This window comes from Pseudomonas sp. IT-232MI5, assembly GCF_949767845.1.
GTDB lineage: Bacteria > Pseudomonadota > Gammaproteobacteria > Pseudomonadales > Pseudomonadaceae > Aquipseudomonas.
Genome location: NZ_CATKQE010000011.1, coordinates 606,901 through 623,315 on the forward strand (window position 1 = coordinate 606,901; position 16,415 = coordinate 623,315).

15 protein-coding genes are annotated in these 16,415 nt (G+C 60.7%); 9 read left to right on the plus strand and 6 right to left on the minus strand.

Annotated elements, in window-relative coordinates; genetic code table 11:
* The first annotated feature begins 135 nt into the window (after positions 1-135).
* Genes ACM6JQ_RS11660 through ACM6JQ_RS11675 form a run of 4 tightly spaced genes read left to right on the plus strand, consistent with a single transcriptional unit; the run spans position 136 to position 5,697 of the window.
* Entirely contained in the window at positions 136-1,299 is a 1,164-nt protein-coding gene (locus tag ACM6JQ_RS11660; RefSeq protein ID WP_007917237.1) for an isovaleryl-CoA dehydrogenase, read from the plus strand.
* A gap of 12 nt (positions 1,300-1,311) precedes the next feature.
* Positions 1,312-2,919 carry a carboxyl transferase domain-containing protein gene (locus tag ACM6JQ_RS11665; RefSeq protein ID WP_095113708.1) on the plus strand — a complete coding sequence of 536 codons (1,608 nt, stop codon included), beginning with the start codon at positions 1,312-1,314 and terminating at the stop codon, positions 2,917-2,919.
* Between the two features lie 13 nt (positions 2,920-2,932).
* Complete coding sequence (locus ACM6JQ_RS11670; RefSeq protein ID WP_095113709.1) at positions 2,933-3,748, plus strand: gamma-carboxygeranoyl-CoA hydratase; 816 nt, start codon at positions 2,933-2,935, stop codon at positions 3,746-3,748.
* Entirely contained in the window at positions 3,748-5,697 is a 1,950-nt protein-coding gene (locus tag ACM6JQ_RS11675; protein WP_414893844.1) for an acetyl/propionyl/methylcrotonyl-CoA carboxylase subunit alpha, read from the plus strand. The genes ACM6JQ_RS11670 and ACM6JQ_RS11675 overlap by 1 nt, the downstream gene beginning before the upstream one ends.
* A gap of 40 nt (positions 5,698-5,737) precedes the next feature.
* Here the strand turns inward: ACM6JQ_RS11675 and ACM6JQ_RS11680 are convergent, their stop codons facing one another.
* On the minus strand, positions 5,738-6,397 hold the full coding sequence (locus tag ACM6JQ_RS11680; protein WP_007917250.1) for a LexA family protein: 660 nt from the start codon (positions 6,395-6,397) through the stop codon (positions 5,738-5,740).
* A gap of 130 nt (positions 6,398-6,527) precedes the next feature.
* Here ACM6JQ_RS11680 and ACM6JQ_RS11685 point away from each other — a divergent pair, with 130 nt between their 5' ends.
* A complete protein-coding gene (locus tag ACM6JQ_RS11685; protein ID WP_007917252.1) occupies positions 6,528-6,866 on the plus strand; it encodes a DUF6124 family protein in 339 nt (112 codons plus the stop codon).
* Between the two features lie 220 nt (positions 6,867-7,086).
* Here the strand turns inward: ACM6JQ_RS11685 and ACM6JQ_RS11690 are convergent, their stop codons facing one another.
* Positions 7,087-7,251, minus strand: a complete 165-nt coding sequence (locus ACM6JQ_RS11690) for a hypothetical protein (protein ID WP_157279732.1) — start codon at positions 7,249-7,251, stop codon at positions 7,087-7,089.
* 96 nt (positions 7,252-7,347) lie between these two features.
* Here ACM6JQ_RS11690 and ACM6JQ_RS11695 point away from each other — a divergent pair, with 96 nt between their 5' ends.
* Both ACM6JQ_RS11695 and ACM6JQ_RS11700 read left to right on the plus strand, forming a co-directional pair.
* Positions 7,348-8,499 (plus strand): M14-type cytosolic carboxypeptidase, encoded by a 1,152-nt coding sequence (locus tag ACM6JQ_RS11695; RefSeq protein ID WP_095113712.1) that lies wholly within the window; start codon positions 7,348-7,350, stop codon positions 8,497-8,499.
* 148 nt (positions 8,500-8,647) lie between these two features.
* Complete coding sequence (locus tag ACM6JQ_RS11700; RefSeq protein ID WP_414893846.1) at positions 8,648-9,841, plus strand: MFS transporter; 1,194 nt, start codon at positions 8,648-8,650, stop codon at positions 9,839-9,841.
* Here the strand turns inward: ACM6JQ_RS11700 and ACM6JQ_RS11705 are convergent.
* Positions 9,838-10,383, minus strand: a complete 546-nt coding sequence (locus tag ACM6JQ_RS11705; RefSeq protein WP_123376225.1) for a cytochrome b — start codon at positions 10,381-10,383, stop codon at positions 9,838-9,840. The genes ACM6JQ_RS11700 and ACM6JQ_RS11705 overlap by 4 nt on opposite strands.
* A complete protein-coding gene (locus ACM6JQ_RS11710; protein WP_007917260.1) occupies positions 10,380-11,486 on the minus strand; it encodes a catalase family peroxidase in 1,107 nt (368 codons plus the stop codon). Before ACM6JQ_RS11710 ends, ACM6JQ_RS11705 begins: the two co-directional genes overlap by 4 nt.
* Positions 11,487-11,643: 157 nt before the next feature.
* Between ACM6JQ_RS11710 and ACM6JQ_RS11715 the strand changes: the two genes are divergently transcribed.
* Positions 11,644-12,150 carry a sigma-70 family RNA polymerase sigma factor gene (locus tag ACM6JQ_RS11715; RefSeq protein ID WP_007917263.1) on the plus strand — a complete coding sequence of 169 codons (507 nt, stop codon included), beginning with the start codon at positions 11,644-11,646 and terminating at the stop codon, positions 12,148-12,150.
* Positions 12,147-12,902 (plus strand): anti-sigma factor family protein, encoded by a 756-nt coding sequence (locus tag ACM6JQ_RS11720; RefSeq protein ID WP_095113715.1) that lies wholly within the window; start codon positions 12,147-12,149, stop codon positions 12,900-12,902. The genes ACM6JQ_RS11715 and ACM6JQ_RS11720 overlap by 4 nt, the downstream gene beginning before the upstream one ends.
* 123 nt (positions 12,903-13,025) lie before the next feature.
* Here the strand turns inward: ACM6JQ_RS11720 and ACM6JQ_RS11725 are convergent, their stop codons facing one another.
* Together ACM6JQ_RS11725 and ACM6JQ_RS11730 are read right to left on the minus strand one after the other, a co-directional pair.
* On the minus strand, positions 13,026-13,997 hold the full coding sequence (locus ACM6JQ_RS11725) for a spore coat protein U domain-containing protein (RefSeq protein ID WP_007917267.1): 972 nt from the start codon (positions 13,995-13,997) through the stop codon (positions 13,026-13,028).
* Positions 13,994-16,351: a fimbria/pilus outer membrane usher protein gene (locus ACM6JQ_RS11730; RefSeq protein ID WP_414893847.1), complete on the minus strand. Its 2,358-nt coding sequence runs from the start codon at positions 16,349-16,351 to the stop codon at positions 13,994-13,996. Before ACM6JQ_RS11730 ends, ACM6JQ_RS11725 begins: the two co-directional genes overlap by 4 nt.
* Between the last annotated feature and the right edge of the window lie 64 nt (positions 16,352-16,415).

Below are 16,415 nucleotides of genomic sequence, written 5' to 3' on the forward strand. Positions count from 1 at the left end.
CTACCCCTACTGTCGCTCAAGTTGACGTTAACGTAAAGGGTGATTGACAGCCCTTCATCGCAGGCTTACGTTAACGTAAAGGTGAGAGCCGAGTGACCGCCCTCCCCACCCTACAAAAAAGCCAAAAGGTGACCCATGAGCTATCCATCCCTGAACTTCGCCCTCGGTGAAACCATCGACATGCTGCGCGATCAGGTTCAGTCCTTTGTCGCCAAGGAAATTGCTCCGCGCGCTGCGCAGATCGACAGCGACAACCTGTTCCCCGCCGACATGTGGCGCAAATTCGGCGACATGGGCCTGCTCGGCATCACCGTGCCGGAGGAGTACGGCGGCGCAGGCCTGGGTTACCTGGCGCACGTGGTGGCGATGGAAGAAATCAGTCGCGGTTCGGCCTCGGTGGCGCTGTCCTACGGCGCGCATTCCAACCTCTGCGTCAACCAGATCAACCGCAACGGCAACCACGAACAGAAATCCAAATACCTGCCGAAGCTGATCAGCGGCGAGCACGTCGGCGCACTGGCGATGAGCGAGCCAAACGCCGGCTCCGACGTGGTCTCGATGAAACTGCGCGCCGACAAACGCGGTGACCGTTTCGTCCTCAACGGCAGCAAAACCTGGATCACCAACGGCCCCGACGCCAACACCTACGTGATCTACGCCAAGACCGATCTGGAGAAAGGCCCGCACGGCATTACCGCATTCATTGTCGAGCGCGACTGGAAAGGCTTCAGCCGCAGCAACAAGTTCGACAAGCTCGGCATGCGCGGTTCCAACACCTGCGAGCTGTTCTTCGATGACGTCGAAGTGCCGGAAGAAAACATCCTCGGCGTGCTCAACGGCGGCGTAAAAGTGTTGATGAGCGGCCTCGATTACGAGCGCGTCGTGTTGTCCGGCGGCCCGACCGGGATCATGCAGTCGTGCATGGACCTGATCGTGCCGTACATCCACGACCGCAAACAGTTCGGCCAGAGCATCGGCGAATTCCAGCTGATCCAGGGCAAAGTCGCTGACATGTACACCCAGCTCAACGCCAGCCGCGCCTACTTGTATGCGGTGGCACAGGCTTGCGAGCGTGGCGAAACCACCCGCAAAGACGCCGCCGGGGTGATCCTCTACACCGCTGAGCGCGCCACGCAAATGGCCCTCGACGCGATCCAGATTCTCGGCGGTAACGGTTACATCAATGAGTTCCCGGCCGGTCGTCTGCTGCGTGACGCCAAGCTGTACGAAATCGGCGCTGGCACCAGTGAGATCCGTCGCATGCTGATCGGTCGCGAACTGTTCAACGAAACCCGCTAAACGGAGCTGGCCATGGCTACCCTGCACACTCAGCTCAATCCCCGCTCAGCGGAGTTCGCCGCCAACAGCGCGGCGATGCTCAAACAGGTCGACGCCCTGCACACCCTGCTCGCCCAAGTGGCGCAGGGTGGCGGCGCGAAAGCCCAGGAACGCCACACCTCGCGCGGCAAACTGCTGCCGCGCGAACGCATCAACCGTTTGCTCGATCCGGGCTCACCGTTTCTGGAAATCAGCCAATTGGCCGCCCACGCCGTGTATGGCGAAGACGTGCCCGCCGCTGGCGTGATTGCCGGGATCGGTCGGGTCGAAGGCGTCGAGTGCATGATCGTCGCCAATGATGCGACGGTGAAGGGCGGTTCGTACTACCCGCTGACCGTGAAAAAACATCTTCGCGCACAGACCATCGCTCAACAGAATCGCTTGCCGTGCATTTATCTGGTGGATTCCGGCGGCGCCAACCTGCCGCGTCAGGACGAAGTGTTTCCGGACCGCGAGCACTTCGGGCGGATCTTCTTCAACCAGGCCAACATGAGCGCGATGGGCATCCCGCAGATCGCCGTGGTCATGGGCTCCTGCACCGCTGGCGGCGCTTATGTGCCGGCGATGGCCGACGAAGCGATCATGGTGCGCAATCAGGCCACCATTTTTCTCGCCGGCCCGCCATTGGTGAAAGCCGCGACCGGTGAAGTGGTCAGCGCCGAAGATCTGGGCGGCGCCGATGTGCACTGCAAGATTTCCGGGGTCGCCGACCATTACGCCGAGAGCGACGAACACGCCCTCGCCCTCGCCCGCCGCAGCGTCGCCAACCTTAACTGGCGCAAACTCGGCGAAGTGCAGCAACGCGCGCCGATTGCACCGCTGTACGCCAGCGATGAGTTGTACGGCGTGGTTTCGGCTGATGCCAAGCAGCCGTTCGACGTGCGCGAAGTGATTGCGCGACTGGTCGACGGTTCGGTGTTCGATGAATTCAAGGCTTTGTTCGGCACCACGCTGGTGTGTGGCTTTGCGCATCTGCACGGCTACCCGATCGCGATTCTGGCGAACAACGGCATCCTCTTCGCCGAAGCCGCGCAGAAAGGCGCGCACTTCATCGAACTGGCCTGCCAGCGCGGCATTCCGCTGCTGTTTTTGCAGAACATCACCGGCTTCATGGTCGGCCAGAAATACGAGGCCGGCGGCATCGCCAAACATGGCGCGAAACTGGTCACGGCCGTGGCTTGCGCGAAAGTGCCGAAATTCACCGTAATCATCGGCGGCAGCTTCGGCGCCGGTAACTACGGCATGTGCGGGCGCGCTTACGATCCGCGTTTCCTGTGGATGTGGCCGAACGCGCGGATCGGCGTGATGGGCGCCGAGCAGGCGGCGGGCGTGTTGGTGCAGGTCAAACGCGAACAGGCTGAACGCAGTGGACAGGGTTTCAGTGCCGAGCAGGAAGCCGAGATCAAGCAACCGATCCTCGACCAGTATGAAGAGCAGGGTCACCCCTACTATTCCAGCGCACGGCTATGGGACGACGGCGTCATCGACCCGGCGCAGACCCGCGATGTGCTGGCCCTGGCCCTGTCCGCGTCGCTGAACGCGCCAATCGAACCGAGCCGCTTCGGCGTGTTCCGGATGTGATCGGGAGAATCTCATGAGTGATTTCAACACCCTCGAACTGCAGAGCGACCCACGGGGTTTCGCCACGCTGTGGCTCAACCGCGCGGAAAAGAACAACGCCTTCAACGCCGAGATGATCCGCGAGCTGATCCTCGCGCTGGACAAAGTCGCCAGCGACGCCAGCCTGCGTTTCCTGCTGGTGCGTGGCCGTGGCAAGCACTTCAGTGCCGGCGCTGATCTGGCGTGGATGCAGCAATCGGCCGAACTCGATTACCACACCAACCTCGACGACGCCCGTGAACTGGCAGAGTTGATGTACAACCTCGCCAAGCTGAAGATCCCCACCGTGGCTGTGGTACAAGGCGCGGCATTCGGGGGCGCGCTGGGGTTGATCAGTTGCTGTGACATGGCGATTGGCGCCGATGACGCGCAATTCTGCCTGTCGGAAGTACGCATTGGTCTGGCGCCGGCGGTAATAAGCCCGTTTGTGGTGCAGGCCATCGGCGAACGCGCTGCACGTCGATATGCCCTGACCGCCGAGCGTTTCGGCGGGCAGCGTGCGCGCGAAATCGGTTTGTTGTCCGAGAGCTATCCGGCCGCTGAACTTGATCAGCAAGTCGAGCACTGGATCAACAACTTGCTGCTCAACAGCCCCGCCGCCATGCGCGCCAGCAAGGACCTGCTGCGTGAAGTCGGCAACGGCTCACTGACCCCGGCGCTGCGCCGCTACACCGAAAATGCCATCGCCCGTATCCGCGTCAGCCCGGAAGGTCAGGAAGGCTTGCGCGCCTTTCTGCAAAAACGTCCACCGAGCTGGCAAGCCGCAACCACCACCAAGGAGCCGCATTGATGAGCGCACCCGTTCTCACCACCCTGCTGGTGGCCAACCGTGGCGAAATCGCCTGCCGCGTGATGCGCACCGCCAAAGCGCTGGGCCTGACCACGGTCGCCGTGCACAGCGCCACCGACCGCGAGGCGCGGCACAGCCGGGAAGCGGATATTCGCGTCGACCTGGGCGGCAGCAAAGCCGCCGACAGTTATCTGCAAATCGACAAACTGATCGCAGCGGCCAAGGCCAGCGGCGCGCAGGCGATTCATCCGGGTTACGGTTTTCTCTCGGAAAACGCCGGCTTCGCTCGTGCCATCGAAGCGGCCGGGCTGATTTTCCTCGGCCCGCCCGCCTCGGCCATCGATGCGATGGGCAGCAAGTCCGCCGCCAAAGCGCTGATGGAAACCGCCGGTGTGCCACTGGTGCCGGGTTATCACGGCGAAGCACAGGACCTCGACACCTTCCGTGATGCCTGCGAACGCATCGGTTATCCAGTGCTGCTCAAAGCCACGGCCGGCGGTGGTGGCAAAGGCATGAAAGTGGTCGAGGACGTCAGCCAGTTGGCCGAAGCCCTCGCCTCCGCTCAGCGTGAAGCGCAGTCGTCGTTCGGCGATTCGCGGATGCTGGTGGAGAAATACCTGCTCAAACCGCGTCACGTGGAAATCCAGGTGTTCGCCGATCAACATGGCAACTGCCTGTACCTCAACGAGCGTGACTGCTCGATTCAACGACGCCATCAGAAAGTCGTCGAAGAAGCGCCGGCACCGGGCTTGTCCCCGGAACTGCGTCGGGCGATGGGCGAGGCGGCTGTGCGCTCGGCGCAGGCAATCGGTTATGTCGGCGCCGGTACTGTGGAATTTTTGCTGGATGCGCGCGGTGAGTTCTTCTTTATGGAGATGAATACGCGCCTGCAAGTGGAGCATCCAGTGACCGAGGCCATCACCGGTCTGGACCTGGTCGCGTGGCAGATCCGCGTAGCCCGTGGTGAAGCGCTGCCGATCACCCAGGCGCAGGTGCCGTTAAACGGTCATGCGATTGAAGTGCGCTTGTACGCCGAAGACCCTGCAAATGACTTCCTGCCGGCGACCGGGCGTTTGGCGTTGTATCGCGAATCGGCTGGAGGGCCTGGGCGCCGGGTCGATAGCGGGGTCGAAGAAGGCGATGAAATTTCGCCGTTCTACGACCCGATGCTCGGCAAGCTGATTGCCTGGGGCGAAGATCGCGAACAGGCTCGGTTGCGGTTGTTGAGCATGCTCGACGAGTTTGCGATTGGCGGTTTGAAAACCAACATAAACTTTTTGCGGCGGATCATCGCCCATCCGGCGTTCGCGGCGGCGGAGTTGGATACCGGATTTATTCCGCGTTATCAGGAGCAATTGCTGCCTGCGCCGGGCGCGTTGAGCGATGCGTTCTGGAACGCGGCGGCTCAGGCGGTGGCGCAGAGCCTGCCGCAGTTGGCGCGCCAGGATGACCCGGCTTCGCCATGGTCACTCAACAGCGGTTTGCGTGCGGGATTGCCTCGGGAAATCACCCTGCATTTGAGTTGCGAGGGACAGGATCGAGCACTGACGCTGAATGCCGATGATCACGCCAGACTGTCCGGCGAAGCCCTCATCGTCGAGCACGATGGCGTACGTCGTACGTTGCGGGCTATCCGCCAAGGTGATGCGCTTTATCTGCAATGGGAAGGTGAGTTGCGGCGCATCGAGACGCATGACCCGATCAGCGCCGTCGAAGCCAGTCACAGTCATCAGGGTGGCCTGACTGCGCCCATGAACGGCAGCATTGTCCGTGTGCTGGTCGAGGCCGGGCAATCGGTCGAGGCCGGTGCGCAACTGGTGGTGCTGGAAGCAATGAAGATGGAGCACAGCATCCGCGCGCCGCATGCGGGGGTGATCAAAGCGCTGTATTGCCAGGAAGGCGAAATGGTCGGCGAAGGCAGCGCTTTGGTTGAACTGGAAGCAGTGTGATGGGGAGGATCGATCCTACGCCGGGCGCGGATCGATCTGACTAGTAACGCGCCGTTGCCTGCACCACAACACCGATGATTCGACACTCATCGGTCAGCAGGGCTTTCGGCCAGGTCGGATTGAGCGGCACCAGGTAACGCTGGCCGCCCTCTTCGTCGAGTTTGCGGAAGATCGCTTCAGGGCTGTCGGGCCACTGGGCGATCACCAGTTTGCCGGGCACCGCTTCGGCCGCCGGGTCGACCAGAATCAGCATGCCTTCGGCGATGCTCTGGCCACTGGGGGCGGTCATTGAATCCCCCGTCACCGTCAGCCAGAACGCCGGGCCACGCGCATGGTAATCCGTCAGTTCGAAGCGCTGCTTGCCGGATGCCTTGGTGTAAGACGCCGGATCGTTCTCGCGCACCTCGCAGGTCGTCTGCCAATCGCTGACCGGGTAACGGAAGTACGGGTTGTACTTCTGCGCCAGCGGCATCTCGTCGTCCGCCATTGGTTGCGGTTCACGGATCACCAGCACCACTTCGAGGAAATCCATGCCCAGCGCCTGCAGCACGCGGTTCATTTCCGTGATGCCGGGTTCGCGACGCTTGTTCAGCCAATGGCCTATCCCGCCCTGGGACATGCCGACGCGCTCTCCGAGCTCTGTTTGAGTGATTTTGAGTTCACTCATCTTGGCCTTGACCAACTCAATCCATTTATCCATGTGCAGCACCTTACGTCGACGCCTTCGGCCAACAAAACACATATTGTAGTATTTAAATTCTGGTCACAACTACACAGAGTACTATTCTGAAAGCACGGATTTACAATCGACCAAGGAGTGCTTCTTCATCATGAATATCAGCAGCAAAGACTTGCCCGACCTGCAAATGGACACCAGCTTCACCTCCCCTCAGGGCAATGCGGCAGCGCAGCGAGCGCTGGACTATTACTTGAAACCAGCTGTTTCAGAACCAGAGGTCGACGAGCGTTTTTTCGATGTCAGGCGCCATCTCAGTGGCGAAGAAGCCCTGGTACACGCCTCGGACCTGCTGCGCTGTGCGGCAGCCACTGCGTTCAAGGCAGCCGAAAGCCTGCAAGGCGCGAGTCGCGATCTGGCATTTTCAGTGGTGCACATGGTGGATATGGCGCGGGCGATGGTCGACCATTCGCTCGATGGCGATGAAGCCTGAGAGGGACGCGAGTGCGGGCGGACGGGAAAGAATTTTCCAATCGCGCAGATAAAAACATTTGACTTGCAAATGATAATGATTATTATTGCATGCAGCTGGTCGCGAGATCAGTCGATGGACCAGAGACCTTAGGTCGGTCTTCTGGACTATCTCCTCATCAGGCTAATCACGGTTTTTGACCCGGCTTTTTGCCGGGTCTTTTTTTGCCCGTTTTTCGGGCTTATGGCTTCAGGCTAATGAAGTCTTTAAGTGCTGCAAATTCGATGGCGCGGATAATATCAAAAGAATATCGCTTGGCAAGCGAGGCCCGGCCAGATTGGGGCAAACTAATGACAATTAGCACTTGAGAATCAATCGCACAGTCTCTAAGCTGCTTGCGCGTCATGGAGGACGCCCCCCGCCACACCCCGCAATTCCCCTCGGTTTCAGCCCTGCCTGCGTGTAAAGTAACGGCCATAAAAATCATATTCAGGAATCGATTATGACCGTGGCCAAATCTTCGTTCGACATCAGCGCCAACTTCGACAGCGGCAATATCCAAGTCATCGACATCAGCAACCCGCTCAATCCGGTTCTGGCCATTCGCCCGGACACCCGCAGCGCTCACTTTCAGTGGTTCCACTTCAAGGCCAGCGGCCTGCATGTTCATCAGGAACACTGGTTTCGCCTGGTCAACGCCAGCCAGTCTTCCTATAACAAAGCCTGGACCGGCTATCAGGCAGTCGCGTCCTACGACCACGTCAACTGGTTCCGCATTCCAACCAGTTTTGAAGGTGACAGCCTGCGCTTTTGCCTCGAAGCCGAGCAAACCCATGCATGGTTCGCCTACTTCGAACCCTATAGCCGTGGCCGTCACGACTGGTTGATCGATCAGGCTCTGAGCAAGGCCGGCACCGAATTGCTGGCAACCGGCAAGAGCGTCGAAGGTCGCGACATTCAGCTGCTGCGCAAAGGCACCGGTGCCGAAGGCCAGCGCAAAGTCTGGATCATTGCTCAGCAGCATCCGGGCGAACACATGGCCGAATGGTTCATGGAAGGCGTGATCGAACGCCTGGAAAGACATGACGATCCGGTGCTGAACAAGCTGCTGGCGAGTGCCGATCTGTACCTGGTGCCGAACATGAATCCGGACGGTGCCTTCCACGGTCACCTGCGCACCAATGCGATGGGCCAGGACTTGAACCGCGCTTGGCAGAACGCCAGTCAGGACGTCAGCCCCGAAGTACTTTTCGTACAACAACAGATGGAAAAGTATGGCGTCGACCTGTTCCTCGACGTACACGGCGATGAAGAAATCCCCCATGTGTTCACCGCCGGTTGCGAAGGCAATCCGGGCTACACGCCACGAATCGAGAAGCTCGAAGAGCACTTTCGCAGCCACCTTAAACACACCACCAAAGATTTCCAGACCAAGCACGGCTACACCCGCGACGAACCGGGCCAGGCCAACATGACCCTGGCGTGCAACAGCGTAGGGCAGAAATACGACTGCTTGTCGCTGACCCTGGAAATGCCGTTCAAGGATCACGACGACCATCCCGACAAAGCAACCGGCTGGTCGGGCAAGCGCTCAAAACAGTTGGGCAAAGATGTGCTGACCACCATCGCTGACATGGTTGATACCCTGCGCTGATCCCCTCCTCCGTCCCTTAGAAGATCGCAGCTTGTCTGCGATCTTTTGCTTTTTGCCGTTCACACACTCGCGCAAACAGGTTGCAAAATAAAACCCGAACCCATACCGTGATCAAGGTTTTATTTTGAAACCTAAAAGGATGCGGGATATGAAACCTCTCAAAAGCAGCGCCGTTTTGCTTTTCTCTGTGGCCTGCGGTCTGGCCGTGGGCAACGTGTATTACGCACAGCCATTGCTGGACGCCATGGCCGAGGCGTTTGCCCTGTCGCCGGCGACCATCGGCATCGTCATCACCCTGACGCAAATCGGCTACGGCATCGGTCTGGTACTACTGGTGCCCCTCGGTGATCTGCTCAACCGGCGCCGATTGATCGTCACTCAAACGCTGCTATCGGCAGCGGCATTGTTGATGATCGCGCTGGCGCCCAACAGTGCGTGGCTGCTGCTTGGCATGACCTTGACAGGGCTGCTCGCGGTAGTGACGCAGGTGCTGGTGGCTTACGCCGCCACGCTGGCGCTCCCGGCCCAGCGCGGGCGCGTGGTCGGGGTGGTCACCAGCGGTATCGTGGTAGGAATTCTGCTGGCACGCACGGTTGCCGGCGGCATGGCCGATCTGGCTGGGTGGCGAGCGATTTATTTCCTGTCAGCGGGGCTGACATTGTTGATGGCGCTGCTGCTGTTTCGCGTCCTGCCCAAGCATGAAGCCCCACAACCGGCGACTGGCTACACCGCACTGATTGCTTCGGTATTCGGTCTGTTCAAAGAGGAACCGGTACTGCGTCAACGCGCGATCCTCGCGCTGCTGACCTTTGCCAGCGCAATGGTGCTGTGGACGCCGATGGTGTTGCCGCTGGCCGCGCCGCCACTTTCTTTGTCACACAGTGAAATCGGACTGTTCGGGCTGGCCGGTGCCGCAGGTGCGCTGGCCGCCGCACGGGCCGGACACTTGGCTGATCGCGGCCTCGGACAATGGGTCAGCGGTCTTTCGCTGTTGCTGATGCTCGCTTCATGGCTACCAATCGCCCTCACCCAATCTTCGCTGTGGGCATTGCTACTCGGCGTGATCACTCTGGATCTGGGTCTGCAAGCGGTGCACGTCACCAGCCAGAGCATGATCTACAGCGTGCGCCCCGAAGCGCAAAGCCGTCTCACCGCCGGTTACATGCTGTTCTACTCGATCGGCAGCGCGCTCGGCTCCATCGGCTCGACCGCGATGTACGCGTGGGCCGGATGGATCGGCGTGTGCCTGCTCGGCGCGGGCATCAACGCCGTGGCGCTCGCGTACTGGTGGCTGACCCTGAAAAGCGGCGCACCGGCACGCTGCGCCACTCAAGCGAGTTAACCGCGGTCGCGACCGCGCAACATACTGTCGAGCACCTCGTCGCGGCGGATCCAGCCATGAAACAGCGCCGCCGCCAGGTGCAGCAGCACCGTCAGAAACAACAGATAGGCCAGATACCCGTGCGCCTTGCGCAATAACGCGAACAACTGCGCATCAGCCGGAACAATGGCTGGCAACTGCAACGTTGTGCTGAGCATGACCGGTTCGCCCGAAGCACTGATCATCGCCCAGCCCAGCAACGGCAACACCAGCATCAACGCGTACAGCAGCAGATGCGAAGCCTTCGCCGCCATCACTTGCCAACTTGGCAAATCCGCTGGCAGCGGCGGTTGGCGCGTGGTGAACCGCACCAGCAAACGGACAATCACCAGCGCCAGAATCGCAATGCCCAGCGGTTTGTGCAGATGGATCAACCATTCATGCCGCTCGGAAACCGAGGTGACCATGCCGGCACCAATAAACAGCATGGCGATGATCATGATTGCCATCAGCCAGTGCAGCAGGCGCGCCAACAGGGCGAAATGCGTCGGTTGAGTGCTCATGGACGAGCCTCCTGTTTGGCAGCGGGCAACTGGCTGACTTCGCTGGTGCGACGCAGATAGGAATTGGCGTAACCGGCGGAACGCGCCGCGAGCAACGGGTCGTCGGAGCCTTGAATCCCGGCCGGCAGCACCAGCGGGTCGTAGTTGATATCACGGCATTCGCCGCTCAGTTGTGGCTGGGTTTTTTCCAGCACCAGTGTGCCGGCGTTCAACACTTTGCGGCCGTCGGGCCAGGTCTTGCTGGCATCGTTCACCGGGTCCTCAGGATTGGCCAGGGTGATGTTCAACTGAAAACGCAACGGCGCAGACGCCAACCGCTGCACCAGATCCTTCTCGAGAAAATCGCCGCCCTCAGGCGCAGTGGCGCCCGCAGCGTCTCGCGCCAACGGCGTCATGCTCCAGCGTACGGCCTGTTTTTTACCGCTGGCGTCGACCAGATAAAACGCGTTGACGCTGTTGTAGGTTTCGGTGGCGTAACTGGCCGAGGGTTTGGCGGTCTTCACCCACGTCAGAAACGGCACGGCTTCCGGATGCGATGCGAAGAACGCTGGCACCTTGCTCGGATCCGGTTTACCGGTGGCCGGATCTGGCGACTGCGCCTGCTGCAATTGATAAAACGCTTCAGGCGTACCGACCGGGAACACCGGCATGCTGTTCATCCCGGTGCGCCACTGCTGCCCGTTGGCCTGGGTGAATCGCAACGCCAGACTGCGAATCGGCACGCTGCTGTCCGGTGCATACGGATTGCCGGCTGGCAAGGCGAATCGCCCGACTACCGGGGTCTGCGGCTCGTTGAACACCTGCGCGGTAGAAAACGCCCGTGCCTCACCACTGCTCTCGAAATGCCCGATCACGCACACGCCTTTGGCGTGGTTACGGCGAAACCCGGGGTGCACGCCGTTGTTCTTCTCCAGCACATCGACCAACGCTTTTGGCGTCAGGCGTTGTGGGTCAAAGTTGCCGTGAACGTAGGCGAATGCTCCGGCCACTGCGGCGACTACCACGGCAATGCCGCCCAGACGCAGAACCAGGCTCGCCGCACTCAGTGGCGGGCGCTGCGGCCCGCCGGGCGGTGCAGCATCGGGTGATGAACGATCAACCATGAAAAACTCCAGGGCCATCGGCCACAAGTAGGAAGAATCAGCAAGACGCGCCTCGTCCGGGTTTATTCCACGCGACGGTATTTATTTTTCCGAACGTGGAATAACCTCCAACGACGGGCGTCTCCCTAGTCCACAGCGTAGTGACTAGCAGAATTTCATGAGCGAATTCGACGAACAGTTGAGAGAAATCATTCCCAGATTGCGCCGCTTTGCCGTGTCACTGACACGCAACAGCAGCAGCGCCGACGATCTGGTACAGGCTTGCCTCGAGCGGGCACTGTCGAGTTGGGGCGATAAACGCGCCGACGGCGACTTGCGCGCCTGGCTGTTTGCGATTCTCTATCGGCAGTTTCTCGACGCCCATCGGCGCTCCCGACGCTATGCGCGCATGCTCGAATTCTTCACCGGTCGCGACGACGCCGAGCCCTCGGTCGAGCGCACCGTCATCGCCCAGTCGACCCTGCAAGCCTTCGATCGCCTGCCCAGCGAACAGCGCGCCCTGCTGCTGATGGTCTCGGTGGAAGGTCTTTCCTATAAAGAGGTCGCCGAGATTCTCGGCGCCCCGATCGGCACCGTGATGTCGCGCCTGTCCCGCGCCCGCCAGGCCTTGCGCCAACTCAGCGACGGCGAAATCAGCAGCCCTTCTTTGCGGATACTCAAATGATCAGCCTGCCTCCCAACGAGCGTGACCTGCACGCCTATGTCGACCACCAGCTCAGCGACGCCGACCGGCGTGTGCTGGAGACCTGGCTGGCCAGTCACCCGGATGAAGCGGCGCAGGTTCGCGCCTGGCAACAGGATGCCCAGCAATTGCGCGCGGCACTCAGCGGCGCATTGCAGCAACCGGCCAACCCGGCGCTTGATCCGGCGATGATTCGCCAGCGCCGCCAGCGTCAATCGCGTCGCCATCTCGCCAGCGCGGCGGTGTTGCTGATCGCGGTCAGCGTCGGCGGATTCAGTGGTTGGCAGGCTCGGGAAATGACCCTGGTGCGCCCGTCCATGTTGCCGATGACCGACGCCTTGCAAGCCTATCGCCTGATTGCCCAGCAAGGCATGCTGCCGGCTGATTACAAGGTCGACAGTGATGGCGACATGCAGCGCTGGCTCGACCGTTATTTCAACCGGGCCAGTCGTTTACCGGATCTGAAGGCGGCCGGGTTTGAACCGGTCAGCGGACGCCTGCTCAGCACCGACGAAGGCCCGGCAGCGATGGTGATGTATGAGGATGGCAGTGGCCACAAGGTGAGTTTCTACGTGCGCCCGCCGGGGCCGAAGAACACTTTTTTGCCGCGTGGAAGCCGCAGTGATGGCGACTTGCAGGCCGAATACTGGTCGGGTGGCGGGTACAACTACGCCATGGTCAGCCCGGTCGATACGCCAGCGGCGCAACAGCTCAAGCAATCACTGCAATTCTGAAAACACCGCTGTTCTACGTAGGAGCTGCGGCACGCTGCGATCTTTTGATCTTGTTCTTAAGGGCAAGATCAACAGATCGCAGCCTCGTTTCACTCGACAGCTCCTACAAAGGATCGTGTCAGCTCAGAAACCCACGTCCAAAACCACATTGTCCAGATACGTGCCCGCCGGCGGCGTGGTCTGGTCGGTGTAGATCTTCGCGTTGTAGTTGAAGATCTGACTGCCCGTGCCCAAGCCGTTACCCGGATTGACCTCGGCGTCGGTACTCGCCCGCCGTGCCGCGCCGACACTGCCCCAACGCGTGGTGCCGGCACTTTTGAAAATGTCGTAGGCCAGATAATTGCTTCCGGAAATCATCCGGCGCCGGCCACCGACACTCACCGCGTTCTGCCCGTCGCTCAGCCCCACGGTGTAGGCACTGCCCTTGGTGCAGGCCAGATTGATCGTCTGTCCGGTCACCGGGGTGAACGCGCTGACCACCGGCGCGCTGCCGAAGGCAATGTTCGGTGCGGTAATCGTACAGTCGTTGGACACCGTCAAGTTCACCGTCAACGACGTCGTGCCGTTGGCGATATCACGCCCGAGGCAAATAGCACCGATGCCGATGCCCGAACAGTAATTCCAGTTCCAGAAAATACTCAGGGTTTCGGTATACACCCCGGCGGCGACGTTGCTGCCAATGGTGGTACCGAGATACAGCGGCACCGTTTTCGGCGTCGTACCGTTGAGCAGGCCCAGAGCATCGATGATGCCGTTGCGCGCAAAGTCATAGGCAGTGCCGCGAGTCAGCGGATAGCTGGTGCTGTTGTTGGCGTAGATCGTGTAATTGATGACATCGCCGGTCGGCCCGACCAGACCACTTTGAGTCGATGAAACGGTGCCCCAGAAGTGGTCGTTGCTGGTCAGCAGGGACAGCAGCGAACCGGTGCAACTCAAACCCGCATTCAACGTGGAACTGGGTTGCGAAGTTGTGCGCACGGCAATCGAACTGAGCGTGCCAAACGCCGCTGGCGTGGTGCTGACCACCGAGCACGCGGCCTGCACCGCCCCGGGTATAAGCAGTGCCAGACATAACAGCCATCGCCGGAACATCATTGGCACACCAACGGGCCAATCAACGGCACCTGATCCTGATTCAGATCGACACTGAACTGCGCCTGACAGGTCTTGTCGTCGGCCAGCGTCACTTGCAACGAGTTCTGCGCCTGCAGGTTTTCCAGATACACCAGCCCATCCCAACCGACCACCGTCCGCGTCCCGCTCTGCTCATGCAGCACACCCGCGCCCAGCGGCAACTCGCGCTGCTGCGCGTCGACCAGCACGATGCTCGCGGCAATCACTCGGGTCAGCGGAAATTCCAGCAGATAACCGCTGCCACGCCGCACAGCGATGCGCTGTTCGACGTTGGGGCTGCGCACGTTGGCCGGCAGATTCAGTGGATCGATTTCATACTTGCCGCGGTAATAGGCACTGCTCCACGGCACCAGCAGATGCCCATTCTTGTCAGTCTGGCCGACCTGCTGATTTTCGTAGCGCACCGGAATGTCGGCAAAACCCTCAGTACTGACCACCACAAATGCATCGTCGATGCGGTTGGCGGCGAACACCTGACGGTCCATCCACACCAGCGAACCACTGGCATCGGCCCAACGGGTTTCGGCGTCGGAAGTACCGTAGACGCCGGCCTGCAACTGCACCGATTGCAGACGCCAGGTGACGTCGGCCTGACGATAATCAGCACCATCACCCTTGGCGTAGCCCAGATTGAAACCCACGCCGCCCTCAGTCGGCACCGCGCGGCTATAGTTGACCCGCTGCTGGCTCTGCCCGGTTTTACTGCGATCGCTGCTGATCGCCAGGCTGCCGCGCAGATCGAATGGAATCACCAGTTGCGCCTGCACCGCCCAGTTGCTGTCGCCGATCTCACGGTTGGCCGAGAGGTAGAAACTGCTGTTGCGCCACAGCGGCTTGCTCCAGCTGAGGTTGAGCAGCCGCGTGCGCGAATCGTCCGCCGCGCGCACATCGAAATAACCGGCGCCGAGACTGCCCCAGCGGTCTAGGTTGAGGCTCAGGGTCGCTTGCTCGCTACGCCGGCTAAGACTGATGTACGGGCTGTCGACCACGGTCAGATCGGCGTATTGAGCGTGACGTTGCAGCCGCTGATAAGAAAAGCTGAAACGCTGGTTGCTGTACTGATAGCCCAGGCTTAATTGCTGCCCGCCCTCGCCGTCGAAGCGGCTTTGACTCATCGCGCTGTTGAGTACGCCGAAATTGCCCAGACGCAGGTTGCCGCCGAGGCCGCCCAGTGTCAGCGAATCGGCCGCTTCGGCATGGCTTTCCAGAGTGAAACTGTCGCTGATGCCGTAACGCAGGCTGCCTGAGGTGACACCCGGCCCGTAACTGAAATCCTTCAAGCCGTAGTCGCGACGCAACGTACCGGCGGCCACGGAAAAGTCGCTCAAGCCTTTTTGCAGCAAGGTGCTGGTGACATAGAACGGCACCGTGGTCGAGACCTGCCGACCGAGCGCATCAGTGGTCACAACGACAGCTTCGCCAGCGCCGTTGATGAACGGAATATTGGTCAGTGTGTACGGCCCGGGCTGCAAGTCTGCACTGCTGGACTTGTAGCCATTGATGAACAGATCCACCGAGGACGGCACCGCTGCTTCACCGGCAAATTGCGGCAACGGATAGGTCACCAGATCCGGGCGCACCGCGAAATCCCGCGAGAACTGCACGCCGCCCAGACGCACCGAACTGCTCCACGGCAAAGCGCCGCTGATCACGTCGCCGGCCTCATAGGTAAGCATTCGCTCGTCGTCGGAGTAACGCCAGGTGGTGTCGTATCGCAAGTAGCCGTTGTCCAGCGTGTTGAGCGAATCACCGGATAAGGTTTGCCGATACTGACCGGTGTTGGACAGCGTGCCCCAGCTGTCGAACAGCCGCACTTCGTTCCACGCCGCCAGGTAAGTACCGGCATCGTCAGTGTCGTTGAGGTACAGGTCATAGTTGAACAGCGCGCCGAAACTGCTCAGCGCCGGGGTGCGCGGATAGGCTTGTCGATTACCGATGAACTGTTCCGGCAGCCAGTCCGGCGGCACGTCCAGCAGCAGGCGTTGACCAACACTGTCGTAGTCAGAGTGCAGCCCCGCCAGACTGTCGAGATCGACCTCGGCGCCGAGACTGTCGGGCAGTTTCATGCCGGTTTCACGCAACGCCGTCGCCGGGACAAACAAGCGCCCGTCGCGCTGCTGCACCGCCACTACGCGCCCGGTATTCATCTGGTTGACCACCAGTTCCAGAAACAACTGTGCATCACTCACGGCCTCCATGCCGCTGGGTGGCGGCGGCAGATCGCCGGCCCCGGATGGTTGAATGAACATCAGGCAACACGCGCCGGTGATGAGCCACAACGGACGCTGAATACGGCGAACCCGTCCTGGGCTCATACGCGCTTTACGTCCGTCAATGGACTCAATCCTCCTGATACCGCTTGCGTCGACGCCAGATGCC